11 protein-coding genes are annotated in these 12,732 nt (G+C 67.6%); 4 read left to right on the plus strand and 7 right to left on the minus strand.

Annotation, left to right across the window (positions count from 1 at the left end):
- The first annotated feature begins 12 nt into the window (after positions 1-12).
- From JK358_RS31745 to JK358_RS31755, 3 genes are all read left to right on the plus strand, one after another.
- Complete coding sequence (locus JK358_RS31745; protein ID WP_201954879.1) at positions 13-1,428, plus strand: NAD(P)/FAD-dependent oxidoreductase; 1,416 nt, start codon at positions 13-15, stop codon at positions 1,426-1,428.
- A 35-nt stretch (positions 1,429-1,463) separates the two neighbouring features.
- Positions 1,464-1,940, plus strand: a complete 477-nt coding sequence (locus JK358_RS31750; protein ID WP_201954880.1) for an Lrp/AsnC family transcriptional regulator — start codon at positions 1,464-1,466, stop codon at positions 1,938-1,940.
- Between the two features lie 106 nt (positions 1,941-2,046).
- Positions 2,047-3,438 carry an aspartate aminotransferase family protein gene (locus JK358_RS31755; protein WP_201954881.1) on the plus strand — a complete coding sequence of 464 codons (1,392 nt, stop codon included), beginning with the start codon at positions 2,047-2,049 and terminating at the stop codon, positions 3,436-3,438.
- A 33-nt stretch (positions 3,439-3,471) separates the two neighbouring features.
- Here JK358_RS31755 and JK358_RS31760 read toward each other — a convergent pair whose 3' ends face one another.
- Both JK358_RS31760 and JK358_RS31765 read right to left on the minus strand, forming a co-directional pair.
- Positions 3,472-4,095 (minus strand): HD domain-containing protein, encoded by a 624-nt coding sequence (locus JK358_RS31760; RefSeq protein ID WP_201954882.1) that lies wholly within the window; start codon positions 4,093-4,095, stop codon positions 3,472-3,474.
- Between the two features lie 79 nt (positions 4,096-4,174).
- Positions 4,175-5,401: a cytochrome P450 gene (locus tag JK358_RS31765; RefSeq protein ID WP_201954883.1), complete on the minus strand. Its 1,227-nt coding sequence runs from the start codon at positions 5,399-5,401 to the stop codon at positions 4,175-4,177.
- 21 nt (positions 5,402-5,422) lie between these two features.
- On the opposite strand from JK358_RS31765, the gene JK358_RS31770 reads away from it, so the two are divergent.
- Entirely contained in the window at positions 5,423-6,415 is a 993-nt protein-coding gene (locus JK358_RS31770; RefSeq protein WP_232852252.1) for an SMP-30/gluconolactonase/LRE family protein, read from the plus strand.
- Between the two features lie 13 nt (positions 6,416-6,428).
- Here JK358_RS31770 and JK358_RS31775 read toward each other — a convergent pair whose 3' ends face one another.
- From JK358_RS31775 to JK358_RS31795, 5 genes are all read right to left on the minus strand, one after another.
- The gene (locus tag JK358_RS31775; RefSeq protein ID WP_201954884.1) at positions 6,429-7,889 is read right to left on the minus strand and encodes an MFS transporter; all 1,461 of its coding nucleotides are present in this window, start codon (positions 7,887-7,889) and stop codon (positions 6,429-6,431) included.
- Between the two features lie 93 nt (positions 7,890-7,982).
- The gene (gene cobA, locus JK358_RS31780) at positions 7,983-9,272 is read right to left on the minus strand and encodes a uroporphyrinogen-III C-methyltransferase (protein ID WP_201954885.1); all 1,290 of its coding nucleotides are present in this window, start codon (positions 9,270-9,272) and stop codon (positions 7,983-7,985) included.
- A gap of 82 nt (positions 9,273-9,354) precedes the next feature.
- Positions 9,355-9,759, minus strand: coding sequence for a PPOX class F420-dependent oxidoreductase (locus JK358_RS31785; RefSeq protein WP_307817835.1), 405 nt, complete (start codon positions 9,757-9,759; stop codon positions 9,355-9,357).
- A 214-nt stretch (positions 9,760-9,973) separates the two neighbouring features.
- On the minus strand, positions 9,974-11,317 hold the full coding sequence (locus tag JK358_RS31790; protein WP_201954886.1) for a DoxX family protein: 1,344 nt from the start codon (positions 11,315-11,317) through the stop codon (positions 9,974-9,976).
- 31 nt (positions 11,318-11,348) lie between these two features.
- On the minus strand, positions 11,349-12,695 hold the full coding sequence (locus tag JK358_RS31795; RefSeq protein ID WP_232852253.1) for a DoxX family protein: 1,347 nt from the start codon (positions 12,693-12,695) through the stop codon (positions 11,349-11,351).
- Between the last annotated feature and the right edge of the window lie 37 nt (positions 12,696-12,732).

The following is a 12,732-nucleotide window of genomic DNA, read 5'->3' on the forward strand; positions in this document are numbered from 1 at the left end:
AGTTGATCGGTCGTGCAGGCCAAAGGAAGCAAACTGTGGGCGTCGGCACTCGCGGAGGCAGCGCCGACGCCGTTCTGGACCGACCGGCCGGAGCGTCCCGCTCCCACCGAGCCGCTGACCACCGCGACCACGGCCGATCTGGCCGTGATCGGCGGCGGTTACAGCGGACTGTGGACGGCGTTGCTGGCCAAGGAAAGAGATCCGAATACCGACGTCGTCCTGATCGAATCGGCCATGTGCGGTCATGCCGCCTCCGGCCGCAACGGCGGCTTCTGCGCCGCCAGCCTCACCCACGGTCTCGCCAACGGCGTGGACCGATTCCCCGATGAGATCGACGATCTGGAGCGGCTGGGCCGCGCCAATCTCGACGCCATCGAGGACGCCGTGCGCCGCTATCGCATCGACTGCGATTTCGAGCGCACCGGCGAACTGGAGGTCGCCACCGCCTCGCACGAGCTGGAATGGCTTCAGGAGAGCCATGATTCGGCGACCTCGCTCGGCTACCGCAGCGATCTCATGGACGCGGCGGCCGTACAGAACCTCGTGCACTCCCCCACCTATCTCGGAGGGTGGTGGGATCGCGACGGAGTCGCGATGCTCGACCCCGCACGCCTGGCCTGGGGCCTGCGGCGCGCCTGTCTCGAACTCGGCGTGCGCATCTACGAAGGCACACCGGTGCAACGGATTTCGAAGTCGCACGGCGGCGCGCTGAACCTGCACACCCCGCACGGTGAGGTCCGCGCTCCCCGGGTCGCGTTGTGCACCAGCGCATTCGCGGGACCGCTACCCAAGGTGTCGCGCCATGTGGTGCCGGTCTACGACTACGCGCTCATGACCGAACCGCTCACGGACGAACAGCTGCACGCCATCGGCTGGAAGGACCGCATGGGCCTCGGCGACGCCTCGTACCGATTCCACTACTACCGTCTGACCAGCGACAACCGCATCCTGTTCGGTGGCTACGACGCGATCTACCACTTCGGTGGCCGCATCGCGCCCGCCCTGGAATACAACGAGGCCACCTTCGAAACCCTGGCCCGCCACTTCTTCCAGACCTTCCCGCAACTCGACGGCCTGCGCTTCACCCATCGGTGGGGCGGCATCATCGACACCTGCGGGCGGTTCTGCGCCTTCTTCGGGTCCGCCTACAAGGGCCGCCTCGTCTACGCCGCAGGCTACACCGGCCTCGGCGTCGGCGCGACCCGCTTCGGCGCGGAAGTGATGCTGGATCAGCTGTGGGGCATGGACACCGAGCGCACCCGGCTGCGGCTGGTGCGCTCGCGGCCGCTGCCGCTGCCGCCGGAGCCGTTGCGGTCGGCGGGAATTCAGCTCACCCGATGGTCGCTGGCCCGGGCCGACGCCCGCCAGGGGCGCAGGAATCTGTGGCTGAAGACCCTCGACTACACGGGGCTCGGCTTCGACAGCTGATCGATGCCACCCGCCCCGGCCTAGGATGACTCACCGTGAGCGACCTCAACTCTGGCCGGGGCGGACCGGTGCTCGACGATATCTCCAAGAAGATCATCGCCCAGTTGCAGGAGGATGGCCGGCGGGCCTACGCGACCATCGGGAAAGCCGTGGGGTTGTCGGAGGCGGCGGTGCGGCAGCGGGTGCAGAAGCTGGCCGACGCGGGCGTGATCCAGATCGTGGCGGTGACCGATCCGCTGCAGGTGGGCCTGTTCCGGCAGGCCATGATCGCGATCACGGTGGACGGGCCGGTGCAGCCGGTGGCCGACGCGCTGGCGGCCATCGACGAGATCAACTATGTCGTGATCGCCGCCGGACGCTACGACGTGCTGTGCGAGGCGGTGTGCCCCGACGACGAAGCCCTGCTCGAGCTGGTGTCGACGCGGATCCGGGCGCTGGCCGGGGTGCGGCACGCGGAGATCATGGTGTACCTGAAGCTGCGCAAGCAGACCTACAGGTGGGGCACACGCTAGTTTCGCTACGGAATTCGTTGCTCACACGCTGTTGACAACGAAATCAGTTGCCGAGTTCGGCAAATTATGGGATAACCGAAGGGGTAACTACTTCGAGGAGTCCCTCATGACCGCTACTGCCGAACCCAGGAACATGTCCGCCGACCACGCCTCCCGAGTGCTGCGTGATCACCTCTGGATGCACTTCGCCACCCACAACGGGCACGACGAAGCCGAGGCGCCGGTGATCGTCCGAGGGGAGGGCGCATATCTCTTCGATGCGCGCGGCAAGCGGTACCTGGACGGGCTGGCTGGACTGTTCGCGGTGCAGGTCGGACACGGGCGCAGAGAACTCGCGGAGGCCGCCGCGCGGCAGCTGACAGAACTGTCGTACTTCCCGCTGTGGGGATACGCCCATCCGGCGGCGCTGGAATTGGCCGAGCGACTGGCGAATTCGGCTCCCGGTGACCTCAACCGGGTGTTCTTCACCGTCAGTGGTGGCGAATCCGTGGAAACCGCATGGAAACTCGCGCGCCAGTACTTCAAGCTGACCGGAAAACCCGGTAAGCACAAGGTGATCAGCCGGTCCATGGCCTACCACGGCACCTCGCTGGGCGCGCTGTCGATCACCGGAATACCCGGAGCCAAAGCGCCTTTCGAACCGCTGGTGCCCAGCACCCAACGGGTGCCGAACACCAATTTCTACCGGGCCACCGAGCACACCGACGATTACGCGGCGTACGGCCGGTGGGCCGCCGACCGCATCGAGGAGGCCATCCTCTTCGAGGGTCCGGAAACCGTTGCGGCCGTATTCCTCGAGCCCGTGCAGAACACCGGCGGTTGCTTCGTGCCGCCGCCCGGCTACTTCCAGCGGGTGCGGGAGATCTGCGACCGCCACGATGTCCTGCTGGTCTCCGACGAGGTGATCTGCGCCTTCGGCCGCCTCGGAACCGCTTTCGGCGCACAGCGTTTCGGATATCAGCCGGATATGATCACCACCGCCAAGGGGTTGACCTCGGGCTACGCGCCACTGGGCGCGGTGCTCGCCAGTGATCGGCTGATGGAACCCTTCCGGCGCAGCGGAACGCCGTTCATGCACGGCTCCACCTACGGCGGCCATCCCATGTCGTGCGCCGTGGCGCTGGCCAACCTCGACATCATCGATGGTGAAGGGCTCTACGAGCATGTGCGGGCCAACGAGCAGCACTTCCGGGAGAACCTGGAGCGGCTCACCGACCTGCCCATCGTCGGCGAAGTCCGTGGCGCGGGCTACTTCTGGGCCGTGGAGCTCGTCAAGGACAAGACCACCAAGGAGCGGTTCAGCGCCGAGGAGTCGACCCGCGTTCTGCGCAACTACCTGTCCAAGGAGCTGTTCGCCAACGGACTGTACTGCCGCGCGGACGATCGCGCCGAACCCGTCATCCAGTTCTCACCGCCGCTGATCTGCGACCGCACGCATTTCGCCGAGATCGAGCAGATCTTGCGCGAAACCCTCACGGGGGCTTGGAAACTGCTCTGACTCGGGCGGCGGCCACCGCGATACGCGGCCGCGCTAGTCGTCGGTCAGCGCTGCCAGCTCGGCGGCGAGATTGGCGCGCGCGGCCACCTCGTACCGGGCCCGGCCGGTGGGGGTGCGGAACAGGCGCTCCTGCTGGATCAGGCCCTGCAGCACCGCCGCGCGGCCCTTGCGGAACAGCTCGTCGGGGACGTGCGCGTACTCGGCGCGGACCGCGGCGGTGTATGCGGCGTAACCGGATTCATCGGCCGCCAGAATCGCCAGGTCGGCGTCGCAGAGCACGCCGCCATTGCGATCGGCCGGATCCGGATGATGCCCGGAGGTGAGCCGGACCAGCCGCGCCACCTCCGCCACCCGCTCGGCCGACACGCCCAGCGCGGGCAGCACGGTCTCCGCGAGGACGGCGCTGCGCTCCTCGTTGTCGCCCCGGTCGACCGCGTACACGGCGTCGTGGAAGAAGGCCGCGTAACGCACCGCGTCCACGTCGGCGGCATCGGCGGCGAGATCGTCGATCACCGCCAGCATGGCGGCCAGATGGTCGACGGTGTGATAGCGACGGTGCGTCTCGCCGTAGCGGCGCACCAGGTCCTCCCCCGCCGCCCGCGCCCCCGCACCGGCCAGTGCGTTCCATCGCTCCAGCAGTATCGCGTCGGTATCCATCACCGCAGTGTGCCGAATCCGATCGGGCGGCGACAGTCCAATGGGAGTGTTTGTGCCGGGAATGACAGTGCTGCGACAGCTATTCGGGGTACAAGCGCAGCGGCAGATGCCGGATTCCCGTGTGGCGATTGCTGCGCGTCCACTCGATCGGCCCGGCCTGCTCGAATCGAGCGAACCGCGTGAGGAGTTCGGCCAGCACCACCCGAATCTCCAGCCGCGCCAGATGCGCGCCGAGACAGAAGTGCACGCCGTGGCCGAAGGAGAGATGCGGATTCGGATCCCGCGCGATGTCGAAGCGGTTGGGGGAGGCGAACTTTCGCTCGTCACGATTGGCCGAGCCCTCCCAGACGAGCACCTTCTGCCCCGGCTCCAGCCGGTGCCCCGCGAGCTCGGCCGGGCGGGTGACGGTGCGCCGCTTGGACGGTGACGGCGAGGTCCAGCGCAGGATCTCCTCGATCGCGCGCGGCAGCGACGCGGGATCGGCTCGCACCGCCCGCAACTGGTCCGGATGCTCCAGCAGCGCCAGCAACCCGCCCGCGATGGCATTGCGGGTGGTCTCGGCCCCCGCCGCGAACAGCAGCGTGAAGAACGAGCGCAGTTCGTCATCGGTCAACCGGCCCGGCTGTTCCTCCGGCAGTTCCGCGTGCACCACGATCGAGAACATGTCGGTTCCGGGTGCGCCGCGCCGCCGCGCGATCAATTCCGCACCGTAGCCGCGGAATTCGTCGAGCGCCCGCGCCAGCGCCGCCCGATCCAGCGCCTCCGGCATATCGAAGACGTGCTCGACCCGCTGGAACAGCCAGTGCCGGTCGCTCTCCGGGATGCCGAGCAGGAAACAGATGGCCTGCATGGGCAATTCGGCCGCCACCTCGGTGAGGAAGTCGTGCTCCGCGCCGGGTTCGAGCCGATCCAGCAGTCGCCGGGTGCGCGCCCGCAGATCCTGCTCGAGCGTGCGAACGGTCATGGGCGTCAACCCCTTCGACACCAGCCGCCGGATCCGGATGTGCCGCGGATCGTCCATCATGTTCAGCACCACGCCCGCCTGCGGCAGATCCTGCAGCGTGGTCCCGCCGAACGGCCGGTCACCGCCGGTCTCGGACGAGTAGGTCACCGGATCGTTCAGCACCCGCAGCGTCTCGTCATACGTTGCGACGGACCAGAATCCCTCCCCGTCGGGCGTATGCGATGTCGGCTCGTGCCAGAAGACGGGAGCCTCGGCGCGATGCACCTCGAACAGCTGATGCGGGAACCCGGCGGCGAAATTGGCCAGATCGGTGAAATCGATGGAGGAGAGCTGCACTGCCATCTCTGAAAGTTACAGTGGGCCATGCCGATGCAACCCCGTCGCTGGAATCCGCCCACGCCGACCGCCCGCGCTCGCGAAAAGCACAGCACCCCACCGATGCCCGCGCCGCGGCTGCTGGAACTGCCCGGCGCCGCTCCCGAAGACGTGGTGATCGGCCCGGACGGGCGGCTGCTCACGGGCACCGATGACGGCGCCGTCCTGGCCGTCGACCCGCAAACCGGTGCGGTCGAGCAGATCGCGCACACCGGCCACCGCCCACTGGGCCTGCACGCCGAATCCGATGGCTCCCTGCTGATCTGCGATGCCGGACACGGGCTGCTGCGCCTCGACAAGCCGGGCGGCGTCCTGGAAGAACTCGTGACCGAGATCGACGGCGAACCGCTGCGCTTCCCCAGCAATGTGGTCGCCGCACCGGACGGCACCATCTACTTCTCGGCGTCGTCACGGCGCTGGCCGCTCGAACAGTGGCGCGGCGACATCATGGAGCACTCCGGCACCGGCCGCCTGCTGCGCCGTACGACGGACGGACAGGTCGACATCCTCATCGACGGACTGGATTTCGCCAACGGCGTGGTCCTCGCGCCGGACGGCTCCCACCTGCTGGTGGCCGAGACCGGCGCGTACCGCATCACCCGCTACTGGCTCACCGGACCGCAGGCCGGCAGTTGTGACCGGCTCGTGGAGAACCTGCCCGGCTTCCCGGACAATATGCTGCTGGGCAGCGACGGACTGATCTGGGTGTCCATCCCGTCCCCGCGAAATCCACTGCTGGACAGGCTGCTTCCGCTGCCCGGCCTCATCCGTCGCCTGGCGTGGACGATCCCGGAGAACCTGCAACCGCAGCCCGAGCGCACCGTCTGGGCCATGGCCTTCGACTTCGACGGCACGCTCGTGCACGATCTGCAGCGTGAGCCCACCGACTACGCGATGGTCACCTCGGTCGCCGAACACGAGGGCGCGATCTACCTCGGCAGCCTCTCCGAATCCGCGATCGCGGTGACCCACCTGCCCTGAGAACCGCTGAGGCTCAGGACTTCTGGGCCTCGTCCTGGGCGTGCTGCGCCTGCGCCAACTGCGCGGGCGTGTAGCGCAGGGTGAGCGCGATCAGGCCCATCACCGCGGTGCCGATCGCGCACACCAGCAGCACCAGCGTGTATCCGCTGCCGAGCGCGTCGATCTGCAGGTCCGTCATCTCGGTGACCTTGCCGGTATCGCCGCCCAGCGACAGGGTGCGGGACACCGCGACCGGGCTGAGCAGGCCCACCGCGAACGGCGTGCCCATATTCATGAACATCTGCCCGACCGCCGAGAGCGGGCCGATATGGGCCATGTCCACGCCCACCAGCACGCACAGCGGCAGGATCACGATCACCATGCCGACCATCGCGCCGACCACCGTCAGCAGGATCAGCAGCGTCGGGAAGTACTCGACCGAGCGATCCAGGGTGGAACCGAAGAACAGCGCGCCCGAAAGCACCAGCGCCGCACCGAACAGCAGCCACCGCGGCTGCACGAACATGGCCGCCTTGGACGCCACGGCCGTACCGATGCCCGCGCCGAGCGTGAACGGGATGCTCGCACAGCCCGCCATCAGCGGCGAGTAGCCGACCACGTTCTGCAGGAACTGCGCCACGAAGAAGGTCGTCGCACCCAGCACGCCCGAGGCCAGGAAGATGGCGATGAACGAGATCACCCGGTCCCGGCTGTCGAACAGCGACCACGGCAGCAGCGGATTGGTGACATCGCGCTCGGCGAAGACGAACGCGATCAGCAGCACCACGCCGCCGATCACCGTGCCGAGAATGACCGGGCTGGTCCAGCCCATGGACGGGCCCTCGGTCGCGCCGAACACGATCGAGCCGCACGCCAGGGTGCCCAGAATCGCACCGCGCACATCCAGGGAGATGCGCTGATGCTCGGTGTCGCGCAGCTCGTAGATCGCACCGATCACGATGAGGATGCCGATCGGCACATTGATCCAGAAGATCAGTCGCCAATCCAGTTCGGTGAGCGCGCCGCCCAGCACCAGACCGCCGATCGAACCGACCGCCACCATCGACCCGAAGATGGCGATCGCCTGATTCCGCGCCGGACCGGGGGCGAAGGTGCTGGCCACCAAGGCGAACGCGGTCGGTGCGGCAATGGCGGCGCCGGTGCCCTGCAGGGCACGCGCCGCGATCAGCCAGGCCTCGTTCAACGCGGACCCGCACAGCGCGGATGCCAGCGTGAACACCACGACGCCGAGGATCAGCATGCGTTTGCGGCCGAAGCAGTCACCCAGGCGTCCGCCCAGCAGCATGAGTCCCGCGAACGGCAGGCCGTAGGCGGTGACCGTCCAGGCGCTGCCCGCACTGGACAGGCCCAGATCCTCCTGCAGTCGCGGCAGCGCCAGGATCATGACGGTGCCGTCGAGCACCACCATCAGCTGCAGCCCGCTCAACACGAGGATCGCGAGCCCGAAAGCCCGCTTGGTTACCGGATACTGCATCGTCGCAGCGGGGTTATCGAGCACAGCAAGCCACTGTAACGGATTGCCCGCTCACGGAACCGAACTCGTTGCACAGTCGAACGGTCGCCCTGGTCAGCGGGCACCAGCCTGTGACGGCTCACTGTCGGGAGCGCCCGCGAGGAAACCCGCGGTCGGGCCGATCACGATGATGGCCGGCGGGCGGATGCCCTCGGCGCGCACGGTCTCGGCCACCGTCGACAGGTCGGCGCGCACGATGCGCTGGGTGCGCAGGCTGCCCTCCTGCACCACTGTGACCGGGGTGTCCGCGGCGCGACCGCCGTCCAGCAGGGCCTTCGCGAACTGTTCGATGCGCTCGACGGCCATCAGCAGCACGATGGTGCCGCGCAACCGGGCCAGGGCGGGCCAATCGACCAGCGAATCCGGGTGATCCGGGGCCACATGCCCGCTGACCACCACGAACTCGTGCGTCACCCCGCGGTGTGTGACCGGGATACCGGCCAGTGCGGGCACCGAGATGGCACTCGTGACGCCCGGCACGACGGTCACCGGCACACCGGCCTCCACGCAGGCCTCGAGCTCCTCGAAACCGCGGCCGAAGACGTACGGGTCGCCGCCCTTGAGCCGGACCACGAACTTGCCCGCCTTCGCGCCCTCGACGAGCGCGGTGTTGATGGCCTCCTGTGCCATGGCACGGCCGTAGGGGATCTTGGCCGCGTCCACGACCTCGACATCCGGGCCGAGTTCGGCCAGCAGCTCCGGAGGTGCGAGCCGGTCGGCGACAACCAGATTCGCGCGGGCCAGCAGACGGCGACCGCGCACCGTGATCAGATCCGGATCGCCGGGTCCGCCGCCGATCAGCGCCACGCCCGGCACGACCGGGGCCGAATCATCGGTCACCACACCGGATTGCAGCGCCTCCAGGAACGCCGTGCGCACCGCCGCCGACCGGCGGTGCTGACCACCGGCCAGCACGCCCAGGGTCATACCGTCGTAGCGGGCGGTGGCCGGGGTGACAGCGGTGCCCAACCGGGCGATATCGGCGCGCACGCAGAACACCCGCCGGCGCGTGGCCTCCGCGACCACGGCCTCGTTGGTCTCGGGCTCGTCGGTGCAGGCCATGGCGTACCAGGCGCCGTCCAGATCGCCGTCGCGGTATTCGCGCAACTCCAGGGTGATCTGCTCCGACGTGGCCATACCCTCCACGGCCGGGGTGGCCTCGCGGCTGATGACATGCACATCCGCACCGGACGCGATGAGCAGTCCGAGCCGCCGCTGGGCGACGGTCCCGCCACCCACCACGACGACGCGGCGGCCGTTCAGATCGAGCCCCACCAGGTAGTTCGGGTCACCCTGGGTGCTCGACTCCGGCTGTTCCTCGGCTGCTGCTGACGTGTGTTGCACAAGGATTGAGCCTACGGCGTGGCGTCGGCGCGGCCACAATCGCCCGGCGTCCGTGCAGCAACCGATACGGAGCTCACCGAGCTCAGAAGCGGCTGATGACCTTCGTGGGGGTGATACGGACGACCACCCGCTCGGGATCGTTCGCGGAGTTCGGATTGAACTCGGCGTACGGCATGCCGGTGAACTTGCGCGAGACCCGGTCGGGAAGCAGGCGGTCGGGATCGGGTTCGACGGTCACCGTGCCCCGCACCTGAGCGAACACAAACGGGCGATCCGGCGGGTTGATCATGACCGTGGCACGCGGGTCGCGACGCACGTTCTTGTACTGCTGCCGGACCACCGTCGTGGAGTAGATGAGATCGTCGCCGTCGCGGATCAGCCAGACGACCGTCAGATGCGGCTGACCGTCCGGGCCGATGGTGGCGACGGTGGCGTAGACGTTCTCTTCATCGATGTGCTTCTTCAGATCCTCGGAGAGTTCTGTCACGCAACGGGTGAACATGATGCGGCACAGGCGCATTCCCACTCACCGGAGCGTCTCCAGGAAACTCGCGCCCGATTTCCTATGCTTCTCGGCTATGAGCTGTCGCGTCACCGGTAGCCGGATGCTCATCGTATCGGCCGCCGCGCTGCTGACCGGCTGACCGGCGGTTCGGTCTTCCTGATCAACAGCTCCATCGGCGCCATCACCGGATAGCCGGTCACCTCACCCCGTCGGGGAAATCCTGAATGAGATGCAATCCGCCCTGCCGCAACGGAAAACGATCGGAATCGACCAGATCCAGTGCGATGGTCACCGGACGCCCCTCGAGCTCGCCGGTGAGCATCAGCCGCTCCGGCTGCGGACGTTCGAAGGTGAACGAGCCGAGCGGTGCGTCACCACCCGGCGCGCGCACCGTGAGACGGTGTGCGGCGCTGTCGATTTCAGCGGCGATGGGGACGAACCCATCGTCCATCCGCTGATAGACGGCCGTGTTCGGGTAGTCGAAAATCAGCCTGCGCCAGCGTGTCTCATCGGTGAGCAGCGGTGGCACCGGCTGCCCGTCCCGAGTGAACTCGGTGACCGCCCAGATGCCGTACAGCTCGGGCTTCTCCCGCCCACCGCCGTATTCACGCCAGCCGTCCCGCGCGTTGACGACATCGGCGAGCACGAACCAGGCGAGCACGACCGCCAGCGCCGCCGCCGAGATTCGCCGGGCCTTGCGGCTGGTGAACGGATTCGGCGCGGTGGTCGGCCCGCTGGCGGAACCGGACAGGAACGCCAGCAGGCGCTTGGCCTCCGGGGCCAGCAGCACCAGGCTCAACAGCAGCAGGTGGAAGGAGAGCAGTTTCACCGGCACGTCGTAGGTCATGTTCAGCACCCACACCTGTGCCATGCTCACCAGGCTCAACAGCACCCCGGCCAGGACCGTGCGCGGCAGCAACAGCAGGACACCGCCCAGGACCTCGGCGATGCCGAGCAGGCTCTGGTACACCGGTGACGTGCCGACCTGACTCCACAACACCGCCATATGCGTGAACTCGCCGTAGGGCGTGAGCATGGTGACCAGATCAGGCACCTGCATCTGGTTCGGGATCGCTTTGGCGAAGCCGTAGCCCAGCATCTGCCCGGCCAGAATCACCCGGAGGAACAGCAGGAACCAACCCGCGAGCCGACGGTACTCGGTGCGCCGCCGATCCAGCAGGATCCAGACGACGGTCCCCGCCACCGCGGTGACGAGAATGCAGAACACCAGAACCCACAGGTAGGTCTGATCGCCGCTGCCGGAGCTGAAGTTCAGTTCGGCGTTCACCCCGAAGACCGTGCGCCCCACCCACTCCACGACCGGGCTGGGCCAGGAGTTCAACGCCTTCACAACATCCTCGGACAGCCAGTTCTGCGTGATTCCGAAGAGCGCGAAGATCGGCTGCGGATAGATGACGCAGAACAGCCCGAAGTAGAGGAAGCAGAAGCGGAACAGTAAGCGGGTGGCGGGATTCCAGCCTTTCGGTTCGTCGAGCACCGGCTCGTCGCGAACGACGGCGGCTTCCAGTTGGACACTCATACTGCCTCCGGGAGGAGTCGGGACGGGACGATCAGAAGCGCGGGTACAGCTGGACGAGATGGGTTCCGTTCTGCCGCAACGGCATCTGCTCGGCATCGACCAGGCGCAGGGTGATCGTGACCGGCACGCCCTGCCATTGCCCGGTGAGCAGCAGCCGATCGGTTTCGGGCCGATCGAAGGTGAACTCGCCCAGCGTCGTTCCATCGGGCGAGCTCAGGGCGAGGGTGCGCGCCTGCGTGTCGATCCGCGTCGGCGCCGGTAGCACGGCGTTGTCCATCCGCTGATAGAACGACAGCTCGGGTTCACGGAAAACCACATGCTGCCAACGGGTTTCATCCGTGGTGAGCGGCGCCACCGACTGCCCGTCGCGGGTGAACTCGGTGACCGACCAGAGGCCGTACAGCGCCGATTTCGGTGCGCCCGGACCCCATTCGTACCAGCCCTGCACATTCGCGATCATTTCCGCGATCAGGAACCACAGCAGGAAGCCGATCTGGGCCAGCATCGTGATCCGCCGCCCGCGCGGCGTATCCACCGGTTCCGGGGTGCTCGCCGGACCGACCGCGCGGCCCAGCAGCGCGGCGGTGAACCGCCGGGCCTCGGGTGCGAACAGCACCAGCGACATCAGCAGCAGATGGAACGACAGGATCTTCACCGGCACGTCGTAGGTCATGTTCAAAATCCAGACCTGCGCCATGCTCACCAGGCTCAGCAGCACACCGGCCAATGCCGTGCGCGGGAGCAGCAGGAGCAGTCCACCGAGCACTTCGGCGCTGCCGAGCAGCACCTCGTACACCGGGGAGGTGCCGACCTGCAGCCACAGCATGGTCGGCGGCGAGATCTGGCCGAGCGGTCGCAGCAGCGCGTCCAACGGCGGCTCGGCCATCTGCGTCGGAATCACCTTGGCCATGCCGTAACTGAGCATTTCCGCGGCCAGGGTGAGCCGGATGAGCAGCAGGAACCAGCCGGCCGCGCGCCGATACTCGGCGCGCCGCCTGTCCAGGATGCTCCACACCGCGGCGCCCGCGACCGCGAGGATCAGAACGCAGAACAGCAGGGTCCACATGTACGGCTGATCGCCGCTGCTGGAGTCCAGCCGCATCTCGACCGACGCGCCGAAGACGGTCCGCCCGGTCCACTCGACCACGGGGCTGTACCAGGTCATCGCTCGAATAACGCGATCGGTGGGGATGAACTCGTTCAGCGGCCCCAGAAACAGGGTGGCGGGCTGGGTGTAGACCACGATGAACAACCCGAAATACAGGACACAGAAACGGAACAACACTCGCAGCGGCAACCCCCATGGCTGCCGCTCGCCCGATGCCCGCGCGTCTTCGGGCGTCCGCGCCTCTTCGATCGCCGCGGTGTCCATACCCATCACATCCCCTCCCAGCCTGCTCGAACGCTCTTCGACG

The sequence above is a fragment of the Nocardia acididurans genome (assembly GCF_016741815.1).
Taxonomy (GTDB): Bacteria; Actinomycetota; Actinomycetes; order Mycobacteriales; family Mycobacteriaceae; genus Nocardia; species Nocardia acididurans.

Excerpts from the sequence above, each read along its gene's own strand:
- JK358_RS31790 (WP_201954886.1), bottom strand. The coding sequence starts at position 11,317 with ATGAGTGTCCAACTGGAAGCCGCCGTCGTTCGCGACGAGCCGGTGCTC.
- JK358_RS31755 (WP_201954881.1), top strand. The coding sequence starts at position 2,047 with ATGACCGCTACTGCCGAACCCAGGAACATGTCCGCCGACCACGCCTCC.
- JK358_RS31765 (WP_201954883.1), bottom strand. The coding sequence starts at position 5,401 with ATGGCAGTGCAGCTCTCCTCCATCGATTTCACCGATCTGGCCAATTTC.
- JK358_RS31775 (WP_201954884.1), bottom strand. The coding sequence starts at position 7,889 with ATGCAGTATCCGGTAACCAAGCGGGCTTTCGGGCTCGCGATCCTCGTG.
- JK358_RS31770 (WP_232852252.1), top strand. The coding sequence starts at position 5,423 with ATGCCGATGCAACCCCGTCGCTGGAATCCGCCCACGCCGACCGCCCGC.
- JK358_RS31795 (WP_232852253.1), bottom strand. The coding sequence starts at position 12,695 with ATGGGTATGGACACCGCGGCGATCGAAGAGGCGCGGACGCCCGAAGAC.
- JK358_RS31760 (WP_201954882.1), bottom strand. The coding sequence starts at position 4,095 with ATGGATACCGACGCGATACTGCTGGAGCGATGGAACGCACTGGCCGGT.